Here is a 24861-nt window from a genome sequence, read left to right as displayed (position 1 = left end):
ACGGGCTCCCTCGTGTACACACATTCGGAGATCCAGGCGATGCGCCGTGCGAAACAGTGTCTTCTGCGGCGTGTCGCATCGAATCTCCGAATGAGTGCGCGGCTACAGGGCATTGAAGCGCAACGCGATGGTGCGTGCCTCCGGACGCAGCAGAAAGTCGGGCCAGACGTCAGGCCCGCAAGCGCGCGATCCGAGGCCGTTCTGCGCCGCGTCGATGTAGAGGTACGTCACATCGTTGTCGGGCAGCTCGTGCGGATGCCGCGCCACATCGAGCTGCTGCGCCGTATGCCGCGTGAGGGTGAAGCCTGGCCTGCGCCCGCGCGCGTCTGCGGCGGCATCAAACTGAAGCCAGTCGTTGCCGCCACGCGCGACGGTGAGCGATCGCAGATCACTGCGGTGCCCGGTCTCTTGCGGACGCGAGTAATCGACAGTCAACTCGTCGAGCGCCGCCTCGAAACGACCGACGCGCGCGGCATGCCTGCTGTCTGGATACGACTCGAGGGGGCCTGTGCCAAACCACGAAGCGCCGTCGATGTCCGTCGGAAGCTCAAAGCGCAGTCCGATGCGCGGCCACACGATGTTCCACCCGCTCGTCGGTGTGATGTCTGTGCGCAGCCAGAGCTCGCCGTCGACGAGCTGCCAGCGCTCGTCGGTGACAATCGAGTCGCGCGAGTTCGCGGCAGACCACCGGCGGCGTACGTGCACGGCATCCGTGCCTGTCTCGACGAGTTCGACGCGCGAGTTCAAGCGGTCGAGTCCTGCTGCGCGCCACACCGTGTCGTACGCGGGTGCCGTCTCGCCATTGCCATTGTTCAGCCACGGATCGACGTGCTCGTATGAGCCGCGCCCCTGCCCGCGATCGTTGTCCGTCGGCCCGCGCCACAGCTCGAGACGTGGCCCCGAGGCAGGCTGCCCCGCCAACGACACGAGCTCGCCGTGCTTGAAGCGCGCCGGGCCGAGCTGACGTTCTGCGGCGATGGCGCCTGAGACGTCGGATGCTGTCAGCCGCGGCCCCTGGAGCCCGGTGCGCTGCGAAGCGAGGTTGAACTGCGTGAACACGATGCTGTGCCCGGCGGGTGCCCACGCGGCATCCTTATTGAGCACAGCTTCGACGGTCAACCAGGCCTCGCCGCTGGCGGGCACGCTGAGCTCAGGCAGAGCGACCGTCTGCACGGCGCCCGCCGCGACCAGGTCGAGCTCGACGACGCCGGTTGCGGTCGCGACGCCGTCAGTCTCCACGCTCCAGCGGAACTCGAGGTCGCTCGTGTCGGCCGTGTGTCGGCGGTTCGTCACTGTCAGCGTGAGTGCTGTCGCAGCATCCGGCCCTGATGTCGTGCGCTCCACCGTGAGCCGCACCGGTGCGACGACCTGCTTGTACTCGTACAGTCCGGGCGACGGCGTGTTGTCAGAGAGCACCATGCCATCCATGACGAAGTTGCCGTCGTGAACGACCTCGCCGAAGTCGCCTCCATAGCCGAAGTACTCGGTGCCGTCTGCATCCCGCGTGCGCAGCCCGTGGTCGCGCCACTCCCACACGAAGCCGCCATGCAGGCGAGGATGCTCCCAGACGAGGTTCTCGTACTGGTCGATGGCGCCGGGTCCGTTGCCCATGGCGTGGATGTACTCGCACAGAATGAACGGCTTCGATCGCTGCCTCGCCGACTCGGGTGCCGTGCAGCCGAGCAGCAGCGACCGCGAATCGTCGCGCCCGATCGCGTCGGTCTCGGGCACAGACGAGTACATGCGGGAATAGACATCGGTGTACGCGCCCGTGTAGTCGCCCTCGTAGTGCACAGGACGCTCGGGGTCGCGCTCATGGGCCCACGCCGACATGGCGGCGAGGTTCTGGCCCGTACCTGATTCATTCCCGAGCGACCACATGATGATCGACGGGTGGTTCTTGTCGCGCTCGATCGTCCGTTCGATGCGGTCGAGATACGCATCGCGCCAGCCCGGATCGTCGCTCGGATTGCCGGCCCAGCCCCCGCGCTCGAAGCCGTGCGTCTCGAGATCGCACTCGAGAATCACCCAGAAGCCCAGTTCGTCTGCGATGTCGAGAACTCGCGGATGCGGTGGGTAATGGCTCGTGCGGATGGCGTTGACGTTGAACTGCTTCATCAGCGTGAGGTCAGCACGCGTCCACTCCTCGTCGAAAACGCGACCTCGGTCGGGGTGCGTTTCGTGGCGGTTGACGCCGTGAAACACGACGCGCTCGCCGTTGACGAGAAACCGGTCGCCGTCGATGTGCACGCTACGAAACCCGAGTCGAAGCGAAATGGACTCGGCGGCACTCGAGACGAATGCCTCGTAGAGCCGAGGTGTTTCGGCCGTCCAGGGTTCGACAGCATCCACCGTCATCGGTGTCACGTCATCGGCGCTCGCCCACGTGATGTCAATGTCTAGCTCGGGCACGCTCAGGCGAACGGGGAATGCAGATTCGGATGCTGTCACCTCACCCGTGATCACGCCAGACCTGTCGTCGCCGAACCCCGCGCGCAGCCACACATCGTCGATTCCCCCGACGGGCCGTGCCTGCAGCGTGACGTCGCGAAAGATGCCGGGAAGCCACCACTGATCCTGGTCTTCGACGTAGCTCGAGGCAGACCATTGGTGCACGCGAACGGCTATCGTGTTCTCGCCCGTCGCGACAGCATCCGTCACGTCGAACTCCTGCGCGAGCCGCGAACCGCTGCCCACGCCGATCTCGACGCCGTTTACCCACACCGTGTAGCGAGACTCGACGCCGTCGAATCGCAAGAGAATTCGCTCAGCTTCCGACCACGATTTCGGCACATCGAACGTGCGGCGGTAGTCACCTGTCGGGTTGTCGTCAGGCACGTTCGGGGCATCGATCGGAAAGGGGAACTGCACGTTCGTGTAGATCGGTGCGCCGTAGCTGCCATCGCCCTGCAGTACCCAGTGAGAGGGCACGGGGATGCTCTCCCACGACGCATCATCGAAGTCGACAAGCGACACATCGTCAATGCCCTCGCCCGCGGGCAGTGCACCGGCGGCACCAGGCTCACCCGGCGCTCCGGCCAGCAGCCGAAAGCGCCAGTCGCCGTTCAACGACAGAGTCGGAGCATCCGTGTGCAGCCACGACCGCGCAGGCGTGCGAGCGCCCGCCCCCGGCCCGACGTCGGTGAGATACGAGGTCATTACTTGACAGATCCTTCCGTGAGGCCGCCTCGCCAGAAGCGCTGCAGCACGATCATGGCGATGGCGAGTGGAATCACCGAGAGCAGAACGCCGCCCGTTGTGAGCTCGTAGAACTCCGGCAGCCGGTCAACCTGACTGAGCCAGTTGTTGAGGCCGAGTGTGATCGGGTACAGCTTCGAGTCCGACAGCATCACGAGCGGCAGAAAGTAATTGTTCCAGATCGCCACGAGTTGAAACAGAAACACCGTCACAAGCGCGGGGGTCAAGAGGCGCAGCCCGACCGTATGAAAGATGCGGATCTCGCCTGCGCCGTCGATTCGCGCGGCCTCGAGCAGTGCGTTGTCAACTGTCGCCTGCGCGTAGATGCGGCATAGAAACAGACCGAAGGGCGACACGAGTGACGGGAGGAGAACACTCCAGTAGGTGTTTGCAATACCCAGCTGGCTGAACAGGAGAAAAAGCGGAAGCGCCGTCGCCGTCGCCGGCACCAGCACGCCGCCGAGGATCGTTCCGAACACGAGGTTGTTGCCGCGGAATTGGTACTTCGCCAAGGCATAGCCGCCTGCCGCTGCGAAGTAGGTGGCGAGCACCGCGCCGACCCCCGCATACAGAAGGGAGTTGAGAAACCAGCGCACGAAGATGCCGCCGCCATATGTCAGCACCTGGCCAAGGTTCTCCCACAGCGCGAACGTCGGTGCGAACCAGAATCCGTACGTCGAGAATAGGTCTTCCGTCGTCTTCGTTGCGGCAACGATCACCCAGTACACCGGGACGATGAAGTACAGGGAGACGATCACGAGGATTGCCGTGACGATGATCGTCGATGAGCGGCGACGGCCCGCCATGCGGCTCGATGTGAGGCCGGGCTTTACAGCTTTCAGCTGTGTTGTCTTGGGTGATGTCGTCGTCATTTGCTCTTCCTGTTCGTCAGGCGGAGGAACGCGAACGACAGAGCGAACGCGACGACCGCGATGAGCACAGCTTGGGCTGCAGCGACGTTGTAGTCGTTATAAGCGAATGCTGTTGTGTATGCCGACAGGTTCGGCGTGTATTGGCTGTCGATTGCGGGAGCCACGGTTTGCAGCACTTGCGGCTCGGCAAAGAGCTGCAGGGTGCCGATGATCGAGAACACCGTTGTGAGCACGAGTGCTGGGGTGATCAGGGGAATCTGGATGCTGCGCGCGATGCGCCACGGGCCCGCACCGTCGACTCGTGCTGCCTCGTACAACTCGGCCGGAATCGCCTTGAGCTGCGCGATGATGATGAGCATGTTGTAGCCGGTGTAACTCCAGGTCACGATGTTTGCGATCGACCAGAGCACGGTTCCCGCGCCGAGAAAGTTGATGTCGAGGCCGATCCAACTCGCCACGTCGATCACGGGGCTGAGGCCCGGAACGTAGAGAAAGGACCAAAGGATCGTGGCAATTACGCCGGGAACGCCGTAGGGCATGAAGTAGGCGGCGCGAAAAAGGCCCGGCCACCTGGCGGATGCTGATTCAAGCAGCAGTGCGAGCACCGTGGCCGCCACGATCATGACGGGCACCTGCACGATGCCGAAGAGCAGCATGCGGCCGATCGAGGCGATGAAGTTGCCGTCGGCGAGGGCGAGCGCGTAGTTGTCGAACCAGGCGAACTGGCTTGTCACGCCCTGCTCGCCGAAAAGACCGCTTCTCTTCACTGTCGTGAAACTGGAGCCGATGGCGACGATGATCGGCAAAATGAAGGTGAAGATGTACAGCAGCAGAAACGGTGCAAGCAGCAGCCAGGGCGCTCGTGCCATCGCGTTGGTGCGCGTGCCCTTCTGCGTAGAAGTGGTGCCGCGTGTTGTCACGCGCTCGGTCATGGTGCTCATGCCTTCTCCTTCCGGATGCTGAGGCCCTTGTGCCTGAACGCGTCAATGATCTCCGTCTCGGCGTACGCGACCGCGTCGACGAGTGTGCCTCCCGACGCCTTGCGGCGAAAGCCGTCAGAGAGGATGTTGAACGACTGCTGCGTCACGGGCCACCACGACCAGTCGGGGTTCTGCTGCTGTGTCGCCGGAACGAACACGTCTTCGTTGTAGTTCTGCCCGCTGAAGAAATCAGACGGCTCCTGGCGCGAGGCGCCGATGTAGTCGGCCGCGGGCGACCAGCCGATGCCGCAGTGCTTGATGAGAGCATCGATCGCTTCGCGATCCGTGCACATCCAGACGGCGAACTCGAGTGCCTCCTGGGGATGTGCGCTGTTGGCGAGAACCGCCGCCGTCGATCCGCCGAGGTAACTTGAGCCGAAGCCGCTGTCGCCCCAGGTGGGCATGGGCGAAACTTTCCACTTGCCACCGCCGCCGGCGACGCTTTCAACCAAGGCGTCGCCCCAGCTTGCGCTTGTCACCGCCGCGAGCTTTCCGTCTGCGGCAGCGGCATACCACGCCGGTGAGTACGGGGTGTAACTCGTGGTGACGAGGTCTTTGTCGATGGCCGCGTCGAAGAAGCGCGCGACGTTCAGCGTCGCCTCGTCGGTCATGTTGATGACCCAGCCGTCTTCTTCCGGTGTCAGCCACCGTGCCCCCGCCTGCGTCGCGTACGCGCAGAACGGACTGGCGTCAGAGATGGGGAAGCACTCGAGGTAGATATCCTGGCCTCGCAGTTCTTTCGCGAGCTCCGCCCATTCGTCCCAGGTTCCCGGCGGTGTTCCGCCCACCGTGTCGTAGAGAGCCGGCTGGTAGAACGTGGCCATGGGGCCGGAGTCCTGAGGGACCCCGTAGACGCCTCCCGTGAAGCTCACCTGATCCCACAGCGTCTTGTCGAATTTCGCCGCGTGATTGTCAGCGCCGTAGCGCGAGAGGTCGACGAGCCCGTTGACGAGCATGAACTCGGGAATCGTGCGCATCTCCACCTGCGCAAGATCGGGCCCGCCGCCCGCGGCAAGAGCCGAGTACATTTTCTGGTACCCGCCGTCGTTGCCGCCGGGAATCCACACGGCATCAACCTGAACGTTCGGATTCTTTGCATTCCAGATATCCGCGACCTTCTGCAGGTTCTTCAGCCAGGCCCAGTAGGTGAGGGTGATCTTTTCCCCCGTCGCTGCCGGTGCGATCACGGGTTGAGCATTCACCGAGGTTGTTCCCGGTGTTGCGCAGCCGGCCAGCATCCCGATTGCGACCGAGCCGAGCCCAAAGCTCAGCAGCTGCCGTCGTGTGACTGGTGTCATACGATCTCCACTTCGTTGTGTCAATGCGTGTTCAGAAGAGAACTAAGTCGTCATCACCCGGGTGGTGCTGGTATGGATTGGCGACGTCTGGAAACATAACACAAATTCGAGTAACCACTCGAAATTCGTCGAAAACTGTTTGACGCGATAATCTTCCGGCATGAGCAACGTGGGCACACCGAAGCGTCGCGGACCCTATGCCAAGTCGGCCGAGCGTCGGCGAAGCATCGTCGATGCGGCGTTCGAGGTGTTCGCTTCGCGGGGCTACCGGGGCGGTTCGCTGCAAGACGTTGCCGACCGTGTCGGGCTCAGCCAGACGAGCCTGCTTCACTACTTTCCGTCGAAGGCCGACCTGTTGGTGGCTGTGTTGAACAAGCGCGACGCAGAGGCGGACACCGGGCCGATCGCTGAGGACGGCGACTTTGAGACGACACTCGTCGAGCAGGCGAGATTCAACGAGAGCGTTCCGGGGCTCATCGAGCTGTACTCGGTGCTCTGCGGAGAATCTGTGACGACGGACTACCCGGGGCGCGAGTACTTCGTCTCTCGTTTCGCTCGGCTGCGCGGCGAGTATTCAACGGAGCTCGTGATGTTGAGGGAACAGGGCAGGCTACGTGCAGGCGTCGACCCGGAACGCGCTGCGTCATCGATCGTGGCATTGTGGGACGGCATCCAGCTTCAATGGCTTCTCGACCCCAGCATCGATATGGCCGCATGCCTCAAGGACTACCTCGACAGCATCATTCTCCCCGAGCCGGAAGGAGCGAAACTGAGGTAGACCCGCAAGCGAAAACAGAAGGAACTGTGGCATCGTGGGCACTCGAGGAAAGGAGTCTGCCGCATGGATCCTCTGCAGTCATGGCTGACATTCGCCATTGCACTTGTCGCGACAGCCATCGTCGTTGTCGCCATCTTCTTCGTCATCGCTTTGGGACTGACATCGCTGCAACGTCGCAAACCCGCTCTCCAATATGTGCGGGCGCGATGCAAACTTCCGTTCCGCACCCTCATTTCGATTGCCGCGCTGTGGGGAGTCGTCGCGGCGGCGTTCCCTCTCCCCGGATGGATTCCAGGCCTCGTACACCTGTTGTCGATCATCATGATCGGGCTCGTGGCGTGGCTGCTCGTGAGTGCTGTCTATGTGCTCGCCGACGTGTCGAATGCCAAGTACGCCGGTGCCGAAGACACCATTGCTGCCCGCCGCATGCGCACGCAGATGACGATGGTGCGCAGACTTCTGATCGTGATTGTCGTCGTGATAGCCCTCGGCTCGATTCTCATGACGTTCCCCGGCATCCGAACGATCGGCGCGAGCGTCCTCGCGTCCGCCGGCATCGCGAGCATCGTCGCCGGTCTCGCCGCGCAGACTGTTCTGGGCAACCTGATCGCCGGTGTGCAGCTTGCCTTTAGCGACGCCGCTCGCGTGGGTGACGTCGTCGTTGTCGAAGGCGAATGGGGGCGCATCGGTGAGATCACTCTCGCCTACGTTGTCGTCGACATCTGGGATGAACGGCGGCTCATCGTTCCGTGCACATACTTCACATCGCAGCCCTTCACCAATTGGACGCGCAATGCCAGCCAGATTCTCGGCACCATCCCGTTCGAGATCGACTGGCGTGTCAATATCGCCGCAATGCGCGTGAAGCTCCATGAGGTGCTCGATAATACCGAGCTGTGGGACGGCCGCAGCGGCTCTCTGCAGATCATCGATGCAACGGGCGGCTTCGTCACGGCGCGCTCAACGGTGTCGGCCGCGGACTCAGGCAAGTTGTGGGATCTGCAGTGCCTCGTTCGCGAAGAAATGATCTCGTGGCTGCAGAAGACGGGCAACTTCTCGTTGCCCGTGACGCGCGTTCAGATGATCGACGGCGAAGCAATGGACCGCAAAATGGCGCGCTCAGGGCCGAAGGGCGCAGAGGCCGACTCCGAGCGCGACAGCTCCGGCATGTTCTCTGGATCTCCCGAAGCCGAAGCGCGCGGCAGCATGTTCACGGGCGCGATCCCCGTTCAGGAGCAGGAGAAGCTTGACCAGCAGCTCGCCGACTCATCGAAGCCGGTCACGGAGCCGCAGCCGGTCACGAGCGAGCAGCCGCAGGGGTGGCAGCAGGTTCCGCCACCACGTCCGCCGCTCCCGACTCAGGATGCTGAGCAGCAGCCGCCACGGCAATAGGTGCTGGCAATGTCGGTCGCCGCCCATATGGTCTAGCATGTGCCGGATCTTCCAACCGAAACACGGGAGAAGATCATGAAAGTACTCATTGCAACCACCGATTTGCAGGGTGAGAACCCCGACGATTTTATGCGCGCGGTGCCGGGCGAACTCGTTGTCGATGTGGGTCCGTGTCAGGACGCCACCGCAATCGACGATTGGAGTTGCGCTTGCGCGCGCAGCTTTGTTGGGGTCTCGTCTGGCCACATGACGACGACGGCAAAGGTTGTCGACAACGTCGCCGTCGATCTGCGCCCCTACGAAGCTGCGGTGAAGCAGGGGCTCAGCGACTGGTGCTGCCCTGAGTGCGCCCGCGATATCGCCCGCGCCTCTCGCATCATTGCAACGCAGTGGAACGAGGGTACGGTTCTCGAGCGCAATCGCAGCACCATACGAGCTCGAGAGCGTCGCCCGATCATGTGAGTGACGTCGCCGGGACTCTATCCCTCGCGAGCCGAAGTTGTTAGCGCGATCGCATGGTCGATGACGATCGCGACAACGGCATCCTTGCTCTCGAACGTCAAAGGTGGCACACACTGTGCGCTTAAACGGCGAATGGAGGCTCGCTCTGTACCAGCAGACTCGGATTGAGTCGTGAGGTCAGAGCGAGCCTCCTTGTCGGCTCGACGGTGTGCGTCAGGCCGTTACGTCAGCCTCCACCAGATCGTCGTCAGACTTATGGTCGTCTGCGATGTCATCGGCGGGCTTCTTTACGAGGAATGCGCCGATGATCGCGAACGAGAAGATGATCGCTCCGGCGAGGAACGCTGCACGAACTCCGCTTGCAACACTTGCGTCTTCGGCGACACCGTCAGTCATGAGACCGGTCGACACAGTGGCCATCACTGTGACGAAGAGCGCCGTTCCCGCTGCGCCGGCCACCTGCTGCACGGTTCCCACGATCGCGCTCGCGTGCGAGTAGAGGTGAGGTCGCACTGACCCCATGCTCGACGTGAAGAGCGGGGTGAACAGCAACGAGAGACCGAGGCTCAGCACCAGGTGCGCGCCGAGAATGAAGAACGGCGACGTCGTCGCAGACACAGTCAAGGCCAACGTCCAGAGCACGACAGCCACGATGATCGTTCCGGGAACCAGGAGAGGCTTGGTGCCGACCTTGTCGTACATGCGCCCGACAAACGGACCCATCACGCCCATGAGCAGTCCACCGGGGAGAACGAGCAGTCCGATGAACAGCGGCTCGAGGTGGAGCGCCTGCTGAAGATAGATCGGCAGAAGGATGATGGTGCCGAACAGCCCCATCATGGCGACGACCATCATCACGACTGACGTCGAGAAGTTCGCAGAGGCGAATGTGCGTGTGTCGAGAAGTGCATCGTCCTTCTTCTCCAGGCGCTTCTGCATGAAGACGAAGACGACGAGGGCGATGATGCCAACGGCAATAGTCACCCAGACGCTCGCGGGCGTGCCCTGCGGGTTGTCGCCGTCGCCACTGCCGATATTGCTCAACCCGTAGACCAACGACCCGAATCCGATGGCGGAGACGATGATCGACGGAACGCTGATGGGAAGCTTGCGCGGTTCGTTCACGTTGGTGATGAACTTGGTACCGATAACGAGCATCGCGACGGCGATCGGCAGAACGATGATGAACATCCAGCGCCAGCCGAGCGAATCGAGGATGATGCCCGAGACTGTCGGCCCGATCGCCGGGGCGACAGACATGACGATCGACACGTTTCCCATAGTCTTTCCGCGGGAGGCCGGTGGAACAAGGGTCATGATCGTGGTCATGAGCAGCGGCATCATGATCGCGGTGCCGGATGCCTGCACGACGCGTGCGCCAAGCAGCATCCAGAACCCCGGCGCAATCGCCGCAAGCGCGGTGCCGAGGGAGAAGAGCGTCATCGCAGCGATGAACACCTGTCGCGTTGTGAAACGCTGCAGCAGAAAGCCGGTGATCGGAATCACAACGGCCATGGTGAGCATGAACGCCGTAGTCAGCCACTGGGCGAGGCGTGCAGAGATGCTGAGGTCGCGCATCAGATCGGTGAGGGCGACGCTCATGATCGTCTCGTTGAGAATCACCACGAAGGCAGCGCCGAGCAGCAGCCAGATCACCTTCATGTGTGCTGGTTGCGTTGCGGTTCCGGACTCTGGCGTAGAGACAGAGGTGCGGTCAGTCAAGAGTGTTCCGTTCGTTGTGTGCGGGCGCGGTGAAAGCGCAAGAACTTAGGGGGAATCGTGCGACGGTATTTCACGTCAATGAGAGAGCCAACCGCGCGCTGAGCCGAACTATTCCACCATCGAATTGCGAATTTGGCAAGAGTTTCACACTCTTTGCCCGGGTGCGTCAGGACTTCTCGCCATACAACGCTGCAATTTCCGGAGAATCGAGCCACCCACTGTACGCAGGTGCGACGGGCCAGCCGTCAGGCGAATCCTGCCATTCCTCTTGCCGACCCCATGGCAGGAGGTCGATGAGAGGAAATGTGTGACTGATCTGTTCGGTACCTCTGCCGCTGCTGTGCCACGTGCGGTACACGGTTTCGCCGTCGCGAAGGAAGACGTTGACAGCGAAGCCGCCGCCAGCCGGCGCGTCAACGTCGGCCCCGAAGCTGCTCCTGGCGGAGGAGTACCACGTCATCTGATTGCCGACCCGGCGCTTGTACGCGAGTGCTTCGTCGATCGGCCCCTGCGTGACGACGACAAATCGTGCGTCGTAGTTTCGCAGGAACTCCAATCGTGTGAACTGAGAGGTAAACGACGTGCATCCGCCGCACTGCCACGTCTCCCCAGGGAACCACATATGGTGGTACGTGATGAGCTGCGACCGCCCCTCGAAGACGTCGGCCAGGGAAAGCGGGCCCGTCTCGCCGTCAAGCGTGTATTCGGGAAGCTCGACCATGGGAAGGCGCCGCCTTTGGGCGGCGATCGCGTCGAGCTCTCGTGTCGCTGCCTTTTCTCGTACCCTCAGTGCGTCAAGCTCACGCCGCCAGGTCTCGGCATCGACGGTGCGCGGAAATGCAGAACTCATTGGTGATCCTTCTGGTCGTGACGATAGGCGGCGAAGACAACTCCGTCGCGGAACGACTGTGACTCGATGAGCCGAAGCTTCGGCATCTGGACGCCAGTGGGGAAGAGCCGTCGTCCGCGCCCCTGCACCACGGGGTAGGTGAAGAGTCGATATTCGTCGACGAGCCCGGCGCTGATCAGCGCGTGTGTGAGCTGGATGCTGCCGGTGCACACGATGTTCTTGCCTTGTTGTTGTTTAAGCGAGCGGATCTGCTCGATCGGGTCTGTGCTCAGAACCGTCGAATTCTGCCATGCCGGATCGCTGATCGTCGTCGAAACCACATACTTCTGCACAGAGTTCAGATAATCGGACACTCCCAGCGCGTCGTCGGCATGGTGTGGCCAGAATCCACGGAAGTCCTCGAACGTCTGCCGACCGAGAAGGCAGGCATCAGCATCCCGGTCCTGACGAGCATTGAGCGCCTGGTAATCGGGGTCTGGGTCAGCGGTGGGATCGAACCAGTCGTCGAGCATCTCAATCGATCCGTCAAGTGTGATGTTCTGCGTCACAGCGAGCGTGCGCATGTCGGCCTCCTCGTGTTTGTCGCGACATGTGGACAGTGTGAACACCTATGATGTAGACACCGTACACATGAACCAAGTGAGGAATCAAGAGTGTCGCCGAGAGATTCGTACCATCACGGCAATCTGCGAGCAGAGCTGATCGAGGCAGCGCTCGCCGAGGCTCGTCGCTCTGGTCCGGATGCCATCGGGCTGCGCAGTATTACACGGCAGCTGCGCGTGTCACCGAATGCCACCTACCGGCACTTCGCCGATCGTCAGGCTCTGATCGCCGCAGTCGCGCAGGCGATCCAGGGCAAGATGGCTGAGGAGATGCGCATGAGGATGCCGCCGAAAGACGAGCGTGCACCAGCGCATTCTCGGCTTCGGGCGGTCGGCCTGGGGTACATCGCATTCGCCCGGGCGGAGCCTGGCTGGTTCGACACCGCGTTCTTCGGCCAGCCCGACGACCCGGCAGTGACAATGGATCTGGTGAGCGTGAGTGTTCCAGCGCCGTTCACCCTGCTCATCGGTGCCCTCGACGACATGGTGGATGCGGGAGAGCTGAGCACGCGTCGGCGCGAGGGTGCCGAATGGGCATGCTGGAGTTCCGTGCACGGCTTTGCTCAGCTCGTTCTACACGGACCGCTCTCGTCGCAGAGCGATGAAGTCGTAACTCTGCTCGCCGAGCGGGTTGTCGACGACATCATCGCTGGAATTCACTGAGCGCCGACGCCCTGAACTCACATGCTGTCGTCGTCTCTCAGATCGCTGACGCTGTCGACAGCATCCACGTCGAACTCCACCCAGTCGTCATCTGAGCTCACGTACTCGGCCTGGAGTTCATCTGGACCACCATCGTCATCGACGTCGACAAAGTCGTCAGAGCCGTCGACGCGAACGAGGTGGGTTCCTGACTCAGCATCGAGGTACTCGATGATCGCGTTGTCGAGGTTGGCGATATCGTTCACCTCGAAGACTCCGACGTGGCGTTCGTCGTCGAGATACTCCTGCGACTCGTCGCCCGAAAGAAAACGCCACCCGCTATCACCGCCATCGTCTGGCTCCTCGCGGTACATGTACCCGACAGCGCGCCCGGACACGGTGATCTGGTCGGACACCACCGCGGTTCCGTAACCCGGGGCGAGATCGACGAGGTCACTCGTAGCCAGAACGTATCTCTTGGACATAGTCATCCTCCGCTGGGATCAACAATGACGCAGGAAGCGACACCGCACAAGACCCCGTGACAGAGCTGAGACCTTCCGCGCCGGTAGCGAGGAAGGTCCAGGCGCCGGGGCTAGAGAATCTGCCGTGCATTCGTGCGAGCCAGGTCGATCAGCTCGTCACCGCGGCCGGACATGACTGTTCGAATGGCATACAGCGCGAAGCCGCCCACCTGCTCGGCGGTGATCGCTGGGGGCATCGAGAGCTCCTGGCGTTCGGTGACGACGTCGATGAGCGCAGGGCCGTCGTGCGCGAACGCCTCCTCCATTGCGCCTCGCAGATCACTCGAACGTTCGACGCGGAAACCCTTGATTCCCAGTGCCGTCGCGACGTCAGCGAAGTTGGGATTGTCAAGACCTGTTCCGAAGGTGACGATGCCTGCTGCCTTCATCTCGAGCTCCACGAAATTGAGTGACGAGTTATTGAAGACGACAAGCTTCACCGGCAGCTTGCTCTGCGTCAGGGTAATGAGATCACCCATCAGCATCGAGAGGCCGCCGTCGCCCGAGAACGTCACGACCTGCCGACCGGGAAACGCCGACTGCGCACCGATCGCCTGCGGGAGCGCGTTGGCCATGGAGCCGTGCGTGAACGAGCCGATCAGCCTGCGCTTTCCGTTCATGGTGAGGTACCGTGACGCCCACACAACGGGGGAGCCGACATCTGGTGTGAACACGGCATCATCGTCGGCGAGTTCGTCAATGAGGCGCGCGACATACTGTGGGTGCAAGGGCTGTGATCCGCGCCGCGGCGTCGCGAGCTCATCGAGCTTCTTGCGGGTCTTCGCATAATGCTTACGCATCGCGTCGAGGTGGCGACTGTTCTTCGCCGCCCGGAGCCGGGGGAGGAGCGCCTCGATCGTCTCGCGCACACCACCGCGCAGTCCGACGTCGATGGGAGTGCGCCGTCCCAGGTTCTCCCCGCGAATATCGACTTGAACCACTGTTGCGTCGTCGGGGAAAAACTGCTGATACGGAAAGTCCGTTCCGAGCATCACAAGGGTGTCGCAGGTCTCCATCGCCCGGTACCCGGAGGCGAAGCCAAGCAGACCGGTCATGCCGACGTCGTAAGGATTGTCGTGCTCGACGAACTCCTTGCCGCGCATCGCGTGCACGATCGGTGCTTTCAGCGTTTCGGCGAACCTCATGAGCTCGTCGTGGGCGCCCTCGCAACCGGCGCCGGCAAGGATCGTCACTTTGCCTGCCCCATTAAGAGTTTCGGCAGCGCGGTCGAGTGACGCCCCGTCGGGAACGATGGCTGACGTCGTGCCGAAGATCGGCGCAATAAGCTCGCTCGCTGCCTCGGCGAGCCCCACATCGCCGGGAAGCACGATCACGGCGACGCCGCGCCTCTCGATGGCCGCTCGCATTGCCATGTGCAACACACGCGGCATCTGGTCGACACTCGAAACGTGTTCTGCATACACGCTGCACTCGCGAAAGAGCTCCACGGGGTGGGTCTCTTGGAAGTATCCGCTTCCGATCTCTTCCGTGGGGATCTGAGCGGCGATAGCCAATACGGGAACGCGAGAACGCTGTGCATCGAACAGTCCGTTGATCAAATGCAGGTTTCCCGGGCCGCAGCTGCCGGCGCACACGGCAAGCTCACCGGTGAGTGCGGCCTCGGCGGATGCGGCGAACGCCGCCGATTCTTCGTGGCGAACCTGCACCCAGTCGATCTCGGGACGCGTGCGCAGAGCATCCGTGAAACCGTTCAGAGAATCACCGGGAATGCCGTAGATTCGTTTGACTCCACTTGCCATGAGTGTCTCGACGATGTTCTCTGCCACTGTGGCCATGGAAACCTCCCCTATCTCTGTTGCGAGTCTCGCAGATGCGCGTGTCGCATGCTAGAGGATTGCGTGCGCGTCACGCGTCGTCGAGAAGCATCCGAATATCGTCAGCGGTGAGCGCACTGCTGAACGCCGCGTCGTCATCGACGACCGCATCGAACAGCGCAGCCTTCTTGCGCTGCAATGCCATCACCTTCTCTTCGATCGTTCCCTCGGCGACGAGTCGATACACGAAGACATTCTTCGTCTGGCCGATGCGGTGCGTGCGGTCAATCGCCTGCGCCTCGCTCGCGGGGTTCCACCACGGATCAAGCATGAACACATAATCGGCTTCGGTGAGAGTCAGCCCGAAGCCCCCGGCCTTGAGACTGATCAGGAACACCGGGTTATCACCCTCGCGAAACTCGTCAATGACCGTCTTGCGACGCCGCGTCGAGCCATCGAGATATGAATACCGGATGCCGCGAGCATCGAGCTGCTCGGCAACGTTGCCGAGAAACGACGTGAACTGGCTGAATACGAGTGTGCGATGCCCTTCGGAGACGAGAGCTTCGACGTGTTCGAACAGCACGTCGAGCTTGCTCGCTGTGATTCCCACGTACTCGTCGTCGACGAGAGAGGGGTCAAGCGCCAGCATCCTGAGCAGCGTAAGCGAACGAAAGACGATGAATCTGTTGCGATCGATGTCGTCAATGAGCCCCAGCAGCTTCTTGCGCTCGCGCTGCAGCACTGTGTCGTAGAGGCTGCGGTGGTCGGCGGCGAGCTCAATGGAGATGGTCTGCTCTTGCTTGTTGGGCAGCTCGGGGGCGACGAGCTCTTTGGTGCGGCGCATCATGAAAGGCCGAATGCGCTTTCGCAGGCGGTCAAGGCGCTGCGGAGCTTCGCCGCTCTCAACCGGTTTGACGTACTCTTCGCCAAATCGGCGCCGTGACGGGAACAGCCCGGGCGCGGTGATCGAGCACAGGGCCCAGAGGTCGAGAAGCGAGTTCTCGAGCGGGGTGCCCGTGATGGCGAGACGGAACGGTGCCCGAATGTCTTTCGCCGCCGCGTGCGACTTGGAGTCAGGATTCTTGACGAACTGCGCCTCATCGAGAATGAGGCCCGCCCAGGTTCGCTCCGCGACATGTGCAGCGTCAATGCGCATGACGGCGTACGACATGATCACGACGTCGGCACCCGCAACGGTCTGCGCGAGCGGCGTCTTGCGCGTGCCCTGCGTCGCCTCGATGACGCGTACGTCAAGATGCGGGGCGAAGCGTTGCGCCTCGGACTGCCACGTGGAGATGACGGAGGTCGGGGCGACGACGAGAAACGGCGGCTCCCCGGCATCCGTTCCCTTTTCTTCTCGCGCGTACGTGATGAGCGCTAACGCCTGCAGGGTCTTGCCGAGGCCCATGTCATCGGCGAGGATGCCGCCAAGGCTGTGCTGCCAAAGAAACGCGAGCCACTGAAACCCGTGCACCTGGTAGGGGCGAAGCTCTGCGTTCAAAGCCTTGGGTACAGCAGATTCGGCAATCGTGCCGCCGGCGAGGGCAGCAACGGAATTTCGCCACGACACCGCCTCATGCGTCTCGTCTGCGAGGTCTTCGAACTCAGACCAGAGGCTCGCCTGGTATCGGCTGATCTTCGGCTTGTCCGGCTCCCACTCGTCGAGAGAATCTGCCTCGTCGAGCAGCTCGCGCAACCTGTCGAACGCGGGGTGCGCGAGCGAGAAGTAGGTGCGATCGACGAGCTTCAGCTTCTTCTTGCCGCGAGCCAGAGCGTTGAAGAGATCGATGAACGGAATTGTTCGGCCCTCGATCGTGATCACGAAGCCGAGGTCGAACCAATCATTCTGCTCGGTCTCGACAGTCGTGATGGCGACGTGAGGCGATTCTGTGAGCTCGCGGTATTCCGGTCGCGTGCCTGACACATCGACGCGCACCCCATCAAGCGACTCGAGCACAGGCAGAACGTGTTCCGTGAACTCGGCCGTCTCGACATCGCGGAGCGTGTGCGACGTCGACCATTGCACGTCGGGCCAAGCCCGTTCAACCTGAGCCGTCGTTGCGGACTCGGTGTCGGCATCACGGCGCTCACCCAGACTCGGTGTGAGGTGGAGAGTGCGCTGCGGGTCGTGATACTCCCAGTGCCAGCCGAGCGTCAGAGCGTCGCGGGTGCCATAGGTCGCCGAGAGCACGAGCTCTGGCGGCGCCACGTCGGGCAGGTCGACGGAGTCATCGCTGCTGGTCACTGGGATTCCGGCGCTGACGCGGGGGTAGTAGTCGCTGAAGAACTCGGGAACGTCGGTCGTCGGAATGGCGACAGCATCCGTGCGGTTCAACATCGCGAGAGCCTCGGGCGTCAGGGGAGTGCGTGCGGGGGCAAGAGTCACCTGAATGCCGCTGTCGCCGCGCACCGCGGTCGCATAGAGCCCGCTCGTTCCAATCGCGAAGACGTTCTGTGCGCGGAACGTATCGCCGTCGATCTCGACGCGGGGCGACAGGCGGAGCCCATCGCTTGCGGAACGCACATCGAGACTCACAGTGGCGCTTGAGCCGAGTGACACGGTGAGACCGCGCGTGAACCCGGCAAACGTGACGCCCACGCGTTCGGCGTCGGCGAGCAGGGTCCACAGCAGTGGGCTGCGAAACTCATCGAGCGGCACAGTCTCGGTGTCTCCAAACAGCGCAAGGTTGCGGGTTGCGTCGTAGAGACCGAGAAACTGCGTGAACCACAGCAGTTGCTCTGAATCGAGGCCCAGCCGGTGTTGCTGGTGCGCGAGCGTGCGCCACGAGAGGTTTCCCTTGATCCAGCCGCCGCGTCGGCCAGGCAGAAGCGGGCGAACGCGCAATCTGAGCGAGAGGCCGTCGACGACGTCCTCTGGCGTCGCCGGCGTTTGCGGAGCATGTCGCCTCGTCGATACCGCGCGCCGTCTCAGCTCGAAGCCGAGTGCGAGCGACGTTGACGGCACCGAGCCCGTTGGCGTGGGCGGCGGGGCGCCGAGAGCTGACTTCCACGCGGGTTCGTTCGGTTTCTGCGCCGAGCGTCGCAGCTGCTCCCCTGCGCAGACCAGAAGTGTCGCCGCGATGTGCTTGCAACGAAGCCCGACGGGGCAGGTGCACGACGCGCGCTCGACCGTGTATATCGTTCCCGACGGCACAAGCGCGATGGTGCATCGATAGGGCTGCCGTTCGGTTCCGGTGACGCTCGACGTGAGAATGCGAGAGTCAGCGGTCCAGACCATGTCGGTGACAGCCCCGCCCGAGGCATACGACCGAGCGCGCTGGAGCATCGCGTCGGAGACAAAGCGCGCGGCTGAATCCGGTGCGATCTGGGGGAGCGCGTCGAAGGGCACGCCTCACATGCTCTCACGGAGAACCGACACGACAACGCTCACCGGAGAGTGCCGGAGAGACGGTTGCGGAACCGCGTTGACCTCTCGTCGAGTCCGGTGAATGAGACCGCGACGCCATGCTCGTCATACTTCGCCTGCACGGAATCCAGGGCAGACACTGTTGAGGCATCCCAGATCTGCGCCGCCGTCAGATCGACGATCACAGTTCCGGAGTCCTCTGCATACGAGAACTGCTCAACAAGGTCATTGCTGCTGCCGAAGAAGAGCGGGCCGACCACCGTGTAGGTGACGGATGTCCCGGTGACGGTGCGCGTCACGCTGACGACGTGCGCCACGCGGCGTGCGAAGAGCATGATCGCGAGAATCACTCCCGCGCCAACACCGATCGCGAGGTTGCTCGTCGCCACGACGATGCCGACGGTCACCACCATCACCGCCGTCTCTGAGAGCGGCATGCGCCTGAGTGTCGAGGGTCGGATGCTGTGCAGATTCACCGTCGATACGGCGACGACCATCATCACCGCGGCGAGCGCGACCATAGGAATCTGCTCCATGATGTCGCTCAGCACCGTGACGAGCAGCAGAAGAAACGCCCCTGCGACGAATGTCGAGATGCGGGTCCGCGCACGCCCCAGCTTGACGTTCACCACCGTCTGCCCGATCATGGCGCAGCCAGCAATGCCGCCCCAGAGCCCCGCGAGCATGTTGGCGACGCCGAGTGCCCACGATTCACGGCCCTTGTGCGACTTAGTGTCGGTGATGTCGTCGACGAGCTTCGCGGTAAGCAACGTCTCCATGAGCCCGACGAACGCGACACTGAGCGCGGTCGGCCAGATGATCTGCAGCGTCTCGAGGTTCAGCGGAACAAGAAGCGGAGTGATGCCAGGAAGACCGCCAGACACCTCGCCCTGGTCACCAACCGTCGGAACGCCGAGGTTCGCGATCATGGCGATGGCGGTGACCACCACAATGGCGACGAGCGGTGCGGGAACGACCTTCGTCAGCCGGGGAAGCCCAATGACGATCACGATCGTCAGGGCGAAAAGCGGGTAGACGAGCCAGGGCACGTGCAGCAGGTGCGGAACCTGGGCGGCGAAGATGAGGATGCCGAGGGCGTTCACGAATCCGATCATCACCGAGCGCGGAATGAACCGCATCAGACGCGCGAGCCCCGAGAGACCAAACACGATCTGCACGAGCCCGGCGAGAATGACCGTTGGCAGCAGATACTCGGTGCCCTGGTCACGGACGAGTGGCGCGACAACGAGGGCAACGGCGCCGGCGGCCGCCGTGACCATGGCCGTGCGGCCGCCGAGAAACGACATCGAGACGGCGAGCACGACCGATGCGATCAGGCTCACCTTCGGATCGACGCCGGCGATGATCGAGAACGAGATCACTTCGGGAATGAGCGCGAGCGTCGTGACGATGCCGGCCAGCACTTCGGTGGTGAGCACGCGTGGGCGCCGCAATGCCTGAAGGGTGGAGGGAGAAGGTGTCACCGCTCAACCCTAGGCGACAGTTTGCAAGACCGTCGCCATGTCGCTCGACGCCGGCGCGCGCTCGCCGCCGGGCTCATTTACGATTGTCATCATGGTGAACATGGCCGAGGCCCTCGAACGACTCAAGACTCTCGCCGACTCACCCGTCGTGCAGCGCGTCGCGACGGCGTTCGCTGATGCTGGACGAGAGCTCTCACTTGTCGGCGGGCCGGTGCGCGATGCCATGCTTGGAGTTCCGGTGCACGACTACGACTTCACGACAGACGCGCGGCCAGACGAGATTCTCGAGATCGTCACACCTCTTTCGAGCGCCCAGTGGGACATCGGCAGGGAGTTTGGCACCATCGGCGCCCGCATCACTACGGGCGAGGGGCAGGATGCCGTTTCAGACACCGTCGAGATCACGACATATCGTGCCGATGCTTACGACGGCGAGACGCGCAAACCCATTGTCGCGTTTGGCGACGTGCTCGACGACGACCTCAAGCGACGTGACTTCACCGTCAACGCCATGGCCCTGCGTGTTCCCGACGTGAAGCTTGTCGACCCGCACGGCGGAGTCGAAGACCTGCTTGACGCCACGCTGCGCACGCCGTCGTCTCCCGAGGTGAGCTTCGGCGACGACCCCTTGCGCATGATGCGCGCTGCCCGTTTTGCGAGTCAGCTCGGCTTCCTCGTCGCCGATGAGGTGCAAGATGCTATGCAGGAAATGGCGCCGAGCATTGAGATCGTTTCCGCCGAACGCGTGCAGACTGAGCTGGCAAAACTGCTCTGCACCGCCGCGCCGAGTGGAGGCATCCGTCTGCTTGTTGATACCGGTCTTGCGGAAATCGTGCTTCCCGAGGTGCCGGCACTGCGGCTGGAAACCGACGAGCATCACCACCATAAGGATGTCTACGAGCATTCGCTGACGGTGCTCGACCAGGCGATCGGCCACGAGACGAAGAGGCACCCGGGCGGGGAGCCCGATCTCGTGCTGCGGCTCGCTGCTCTTCTGCACGACATCGGAAAGCCTGCGACGCGGCGGCTTGAGCCGGGTGGGGCTGTGAGCTTCTATCACCATGATGTTGTCGGTTCGAAGCTCGCAAAGAAGAGACTGAAGGCTCTGCGCTTTGACTCAGACACCATCAAGTCGGTCGCCCGACTCATTGAATTGCACTTGCGTTTCTTCGGGTACAGCGAGGGTGCCTGGACCGATTCGGCTGTGCGCCGCTACGTGCGCGACGCCGGAGACCTGCTCGAACGACTGCATATGCTGACTCGCGCCGATGTGACGACACGCAACAAGCGAAAGGCCGATCGTCTTGCGTTCGCCTACGACGACCTCGAGGCACGCATTGACGAACTCCAAGAGCAGGAGCAGCTTGAAGCCGTGCGGCCCGAGCTCGACGGCAACCGCATTCAGGCGGTGCTCGGTATTGGGCCAGGCCCCGAAATCGGGCAGGCGTACAAATGGCTGCTCGACCTTCGTCTTGACGAGGGGATCCTCGGTGAGGAGGAGGCGACGCGTCGCCTCAAAGAATGGTGGGCATCGAGCGAGGCGTAGCCCGCGGGCATCCGGAGAATACTGTTCTCGTCGCCAAGGTCGATACGATCGAATATATGCCTGGCGTGAGCGATACCGCGAAGCCCGCGGTGTCACAGACGCCTCGGGTGCCTCGCCGTCGTAGTCGACGAGGCAGTGAGGTTTCCTCCGCATATCTGCTTCTTGCGCCGAGCCTGTTCGGCCTTGTTGCGTTTCTGCTCTTCCCGATTCTCGTCGTGCTGTGGCTCAGCTTCCACCAGTGGGATCTGCTGAGTGCTCCGGTGTGGGTGGGAACTGACAATTACGAGAACGTGCTCGGGGACGCCGCGTTTCTCAATTCGCTCTTCGTCACCGCAATCTTCGTTGTCATCGTGATTCCTGTTCAAACTGCCCTCGGATTGTTCGCCGCTTCGCTTCTCACGCGGGGTCTTCCGGGGAGCGCTGTATTTCGAGTGATCTATGTTCTGCCATGGATCAGTGCGCCGCTTGCTCTCGGCATCGTCTGGAAATGGATCCTCGCGCCGACGAACGGTCTACTGAACTCACTCATTGGCTCGCGAATCGAATGGCTGACGAGCCCGGCGCTTGCACTGCCGAGCGTCGCCGCTGTCGTCATCTGGACGAACGTCGGCTACATCACCCTGTTCTTCGTCGCCGGTCTGCTTAGTATTCCTCGGCACATTGTCGATGCCGCGCGTATCGACGGCGCCGGAACCTCAGCCATCTTCTGGCGCATCAAGCTGCCGTTGCTGCGACCCACCATGTTCTTTGTGCTCGTCACGAGTGTCATCAGCGTCTTTCAGCTCTTCGATCAGATTTACGCGCTCACCAAGGGTGGTCCGCACGCCGTGACCGACGCGGGGACTCTGGGCTATACCGACGTCGTCGCCATGCGTTTGTATACGGAGGCGTTCTCAACATTCGAGTTGGGTCAGGCGGGCGTCATTGCCGTCGTGCTGCTCGTGCTGCTCGTCATCATCACCGTGGCTCAGCAGCTGTACTTTCGCGGGAGGACTACCTATGACCTCTCGTAGCGGCGAAAGACTCCGGATGCCGGTGAGAACACCGCCTGCGCGGGCATCGCGCCGTGCGCTCACGGCCCTTGGCGTGTACGCACTTCTGCTTGTCGGCGCGGCCGTCACGCTTCTCCCCTTCGCATTCAGCGTGATGACCGCGTTCACTACGCCAACGCAGTTCGCACAAGAGGGCGCAGTGTCGTTGCCCAATCCGGCAACGCTCGGAAATTTCGGTGAACTCCTCGGCGGCGCATTCGGCTTCGGTCGTTCGCTCGGCGTCACTCTCGCCATGACGGCAGTGCTTCTCGTTGGGCAGCTCTGCTTCTCGATCATGGCCGCCTATGCATTTGCCCGTATCGAGTTTCCTGGCCGTAGCATCCTGTTCTGGACGTACCTGTCGTCGCTCATGGTTCCCGCGGTCGTGCTCGTCATTCCGCTGTACCTCATGATGGTTCAGCTGGGACTTCGCAATACTTTCTGGGGGCTTGTTCTGCCCTTCATGTTCGGCAGTCCATACGCAGTTTTCCTGTTGAGAGAGTATTTCCGAGGCATCCCTCGGGATCTCGTCGACGCTGCCCGCATCGACGGCGCCGGGCATTTTCGCATCATGACGGGTATCGTGGTTCCGTTGTCGCGACCAATTATCGTCACTTTGGCGCTCATCACCGTTGTCACTGCGTGGAACAGTTTTCTCTGGCCACTCGTGGTGACAACGGGGAAGACGTGGGGTGTGATCACGGTCGCGACTGCTAGCCTCCAATCTCAGTACACGAGCAATTGGACGCTGGTGATGGCCGCGACGACGTTAGCCCTCGTCCCGCTGGTGATCGTGTTCCTGATCTTTCAGAAGCACATCGTCAGGTCCATCACCATTACCGGTTTCAAATAGAGAAAGTCCCGAATGGCGAAGCGAATCCTTACGATTGCAGCGGCGGTGGCAGCATCCTCCCTTATGCTGTCTGGCTGCGCTGCGTCAGACACGACCGAGGCAGACACCACAACAGTTAATTTTCGGCTGTGGGACGAAACGGTCGCCAAGGCCTACGAGGCCTCGTTCGACGAGTTCGAAGAGCAGAACCCGAACATCAAGGTGAACATCAACGTCGTTCCCTGGGCTGACTACTGGTCGAAGCTCCGCACCGATGTCGCCGGCGGCACCATGGACGACGTCTACTGGATCAACAACTCCTACTACGGTGCCTATGTCGACTCGGGCAACCTCCTGGACGTCGGTGCTGTCATGGGCTCTGCCGCCGCCGAAGCGTGGGAGCCAAGCGTTGTCGATCAGTTCACGCGCAACGGTACGCTCTGGGGCGTGCCTCAGCTGTACGACGCAGGCATCGCTGTCTACTACAACGCCGACCTGCTCGAGAAGGCCGGGGTGACGCCAGAGCAACTGGATGACCTTTCCTGGAACCCCGAAAAGCCCGACAAAGAGAAGGAGTCGAGCGAGGCAGCTGCAGACACCTATCTGGAGGTCGCTCGCAAGCTCACGCTCGACTCGAGCGGCAAAGCCGGTGACGCCAAGGGCTTCGACGGCGATTCGCTCGAGCAGTACGGCACAAACATCGCCTACGATCTGCAGGCGATTCTGCTGCCCTTCATCGGCTCCAACGGCGGTGCGTTCCAAGACGGTGACGAGTTTGCGTTCGCAGATGAGAAGTCTGCGAAGGCCGTCAACTACCTCGTGGAGGCGATCAACAAGTATCACGTGGCGCCCTCGGCCGCCGACACGAACGATGACGCCGACTTCAGCCTCAATGCGTTTAACCAGGGCAAGATGGCCATGTTCCAATCGGGGCTTTACAACCTCAAAAACGTCGCCGACAATGCCGACTTCGATTGGGGCGTTGCCAAGATCCCGTCTGGTCCTGAGGGGCGCGTTTCTGTGACAAACGGCATCGTGGCCGCGGGCAATGCGGCAAGCGAGAAGACGGATGCCATCAAGAAGGTGCTCGGGTGGCTCGGAAGTGAGAAGGGCAACGCCTATCTTGGGGCAGACGGCGCGGCCGTGCCCGGCGTGGTCGCAGCTCAAGACACCTACTTCGACTACTGGAGCAAGAAAGACGTCGATGTGTCGCCGTTCTTCGACGTCGTCTCCGATGGCAAAACGATCCCCGCGCCGACGGGGCCGAACTACAGCAAGGGCTACGAGAAGTTCGACCCCATCTTTAAGGAGATTTTCGCGGGGACGGTGAAACCGCTTGACGGGTTGGAACAAGCCCAGGCCGCGGCGAATGGGGCAATCGGTTCAAAGAACTGATCGCGCGTTCGCTCTTCGCCCCGGCGTCGGGTATCATAACCAAGTTGCCCGTGTTCACTTCATGAACGCGAGCCACGATGCTACAACCCTCCTGTTGCAGAACGTCTG

The 24861-nt window shown here is 62.3% G+C and carries 19 protein-coding genes; 8 read left to right on the top strand and 11 right to left on the bottom strand.

The annotated features are described in order from the left end of the window. Positions 1-102: 102 nt before the first annotated feature. The 4 genes from HCR76_RS13870 to HCR76_RS13855 are packed head-to-tail and all read right to left on the bottom strand — an operon-like array spanning position 103 to position 6348. Complete coding sequence (locus HCR76_RS13870) at positions 103-3159, bottom strand: glycoside hydrolase family 2 TIM barrel-domain containing protein (protein WP_166991640.1); 3057 nt, start codon at positions 3157-3159, stop codon at positions 103-105. Further along, entirely contained in the window at positions 3159-4070 is a 912-nt protein-coding gene (locus tag HCR76_RS13865) for a carbohydrate ABC transporter permease (protein WP_166991637.1), read from the bottom strand. The genes HCR76_RS13870 and HCR76_RS13865 overlap by 1 nt, the downstream gene beginning before the upstream one ends. After that, positions 4067-5002, bottom strand: coding sequence for a carbohydrate ABC transporter permease (locus HCR76_RS13860; RefSeq protein WP_244971552.1), 936 nt, complete (start codon positions 5000-5002; stop codon positions 4067-4069). Before HCR76_RS13860 ends, HCR76_RS13865 begins: the two co-directional genes overlap by 4 nt. 5 nt (positions 5003-5007) lie before the next feature. After that, positions 5008-6348 (bottom strand): ABC transporter substrate-binding protein, encoded by a 1341-nt coding sequence (locus HCR76_RS13855; protein WP_166991631.1) that lies wholly within the window; start codon positions 6346-6348, stop codon positions 5008-5010. A 160-nt stretch (positions 6349-6508) separates the two neighbouring features. Between HCR76_RS13855 and HCR76_RS13850 the strand changes: the two genes are divergently transcribed. The 3 genes from HCR76_RS13850 to HCR76_RS13840 all read left to right on the top strand — a co-directional run bounded on the left by HCR76_RS13850 (position 6509) and on the right by HCR76_RS13840 (position 8980). After that, complete coding sequence (locus tag HCR76_RS13850) at positions 6509-7126, top strand: TetR/AcrR family transcriptional regulator (protein ID WP_166991628.1); 618 nt, start codon at positions 6509-6511, stop codon at positions 7124-7126. 63 nt (positions 7127-7189) lie between these two features. After that, positions 7190-8518, top strand: coding sequence for a mechanosensitive ion channel family protein (locus tag HCR76_RS13845; protein WP_166991625.1), 1329 nt, complete (start codon positions 7190-7192; stop codon positions 8516-8518). Between the two features lie 75 nt (positions 8519-8593). Next, on the top strand, positions 8594-8980 hold the full coding sequence (locus HCR76_RS13840) for a DUF7715 family protein (RefSeq protein WP_166991622.1): 387 nt from the start codon (positions 8594-8596) through the stop codon (positions 8978-8980). 213 nt (positions 8981-9193) lie between these two features. Here the strand turns inward: HCR76_RS13840 and HCR76_RS13835 are convergent, their stop codons facing one another. From HCR76_RS13835 to HCR76_RS13825, 3 genes are all read right to left on the bottom strand, one after another. After that, positions 9194-10642 carry a DHA2 family efflux MFS transporter permease subunit gene (locus HCR76_RS13835; RefSeq protein ID WP_166991808.1) on the bottom strand — a complete coding sequence of 483 codons (1449 nt, stop codon included), beginning with the start codon at positions 10640-10642 and terminating at the stop codon, positions 9194-9196. Between the two features lie 226 nt (positions 10643-10868). Next, positions 10869-11552, bottom strand: a complete 684-nt coding sequence (locus HCR76_RS13830; protein WP_166991619.1) for a DUF899 domain-containing protein — start codon at positions 11550-11552, stop codon at positions 10869-10871. After that, positions 11549-12115: a dihydrofolate reductase family protein gene (locus HCR76_RS13825; protein ID WP_166991616.1), complete on the bottom strand. Its 567-nt coding sequence runs from the start codon at positions 12113-12115 to the stop codon at positions 11549-11551. The genes HCR76_RS13830 and HCR76_RS13825 overlap by 4 nt, the downstream gene beginning before the upstream one ends. 90 nt (positions 12116-12205) lie before the next feature. Here HCR76_RS13825 and HCR76_RS13820 point away from each other — a divergent pair, with 90 nt between their 5' ends. Beyond that, positions 12206-12817 (top strand): TetR/AcrR family transcriptional regulator, encoded by a 612-nt coding sequence (locus HCR76_RS13820; protein ID WP_166991613.1) that lies wholly within the window; start codon positions 12206-12208, stop codon positions 12815-12817. Between the two features lie 17 nt (positions 12818-12834). Here the strand turns inward: HCR76_RS13820 and HCR76_RS13815 are convergent, their stop codons facing one another. The 4 genes from HCR76_RS13815 to HCR76_RS13800 form a co-directional block, all read right to left on the bottom strand. Then, on the bottom strand, positions 12835-13281 hold the full coding sequence (locus HCR76_RS13815; RefSeq protein ID WP_166991610.1) for a DUF2185 domain-containing protein: 447 nt from the start codon (positions 13279-13281) through the stop codon (positions 12835-12837). Between the two features lie 110 nt (positions 13282-13391). After that, positions 13392-15116, bottom strand: a complete 1725-nt coding sequence (poxB, locus tag HCR76_RS13810) for a ubiquinone-dependent pyruvate dehydrogenase (RefSeq protein WP_166991607.1) — start codon at positions 15114-15116, stop codon at positions 13392-13394. 70 nt (positions 15117-15186) lie between these two features. Beyond that, a complete protein-coding gene (locus HCR76_RS13805; RefSeq protein WP_166991604.1) occupies positions 15187-18447 on the bottom strand; it encodes a DEAD/DEAH box helicase in 3261 nt (1086 codons plus the stop codon). A 38-nt stretch (positions 18448-18485) separates the two neighbouring features. Beyond that, positions 18486-19949, bottom strand: coding sequence for a SulP family inorganic anion transporter (locus tag HCR76_RS13800; protein WP_166991601.1), 1464 nt, complete (start codon positions 19947-19949; stop codon positions 18486-18488). Between the two features lie 91 nt (positions 19950-20040). Here HCR76_RS13800 and HCR76_RS13795 point away from each other — a divergent pair, with 91 nt between their 5' ends. Genes HCR76_RS13795 through HCR76_RS13780 form a run of 4 tightly spaced genes read left to right on the top strand, consistent with a single transcriptional unit; the run spans position 20041 to position 24753 of the window. After that, the gene (locus tag HCR76_RS13795; protein ID WP_166991805.1) at positions 20041-21495 is read left to right on the top strand and encodes a CCA tRNA nucleotidyltransferase; all 1455 of its coding nucleotides are present in this window, start codon (positions 20041-20043) and stop codon (positions 21493-21495) included. Further along, positions 21471-22508, top strand: a complete 1038-nt coding sequence (locus tag HCR76_RS13790) for a carbohydrate ABC transporter permease (protein WP_235934618.1) — start codon at positions 21471-21473, stop codon at positions 22506-22508. The genes HCR76_RS13795 and HCR76_RS13790 overlap by 25 nt, the downstream gene beginning before the upstream one ends. Beyond that, positions 22495-23379: a carbohydrate ABC transporter permease gene (locus tag HCR76_RS13785; protein WP_244971401.1), complete on the top strand. Its 885-nt coding sequence runs from the start codon at positions 22495-22497 to the stop codon at positions 23377-23379. The genes HCR76_RS13790 and HCR76_RS13785 overlap by 14 nt, the downstream gene beginning before the upstream one ends. A gap of 12 nt (positions 23380-23391) precedes the next feature. Next, positions 23392-24753, top strand: coding sequence for an ABC transporter substrate-binding protein (locus HCR76_RS13780; RefSeq protein ID WP_166991598.1), 1362 nt, complete (start codon positions 23392-23394; stop codon positions 24751-24753). Positions 24754-24861: the final 108 nt, after the last annotated feature.

Origin of the sequence: Paramicrobacterium chengjingii (assembly GCF_011751765.2) — a bacterium.
Lineage (GTDB): Bacteria > Actinomycetota > Actinomycetes > Actinomycetales > Microbacteriaceae > Paramicrobacterium > Paramicrobacterium chengjingii.
This window is presented reverse-complemented; position numbering and strand designations above follow the sequence as displayed.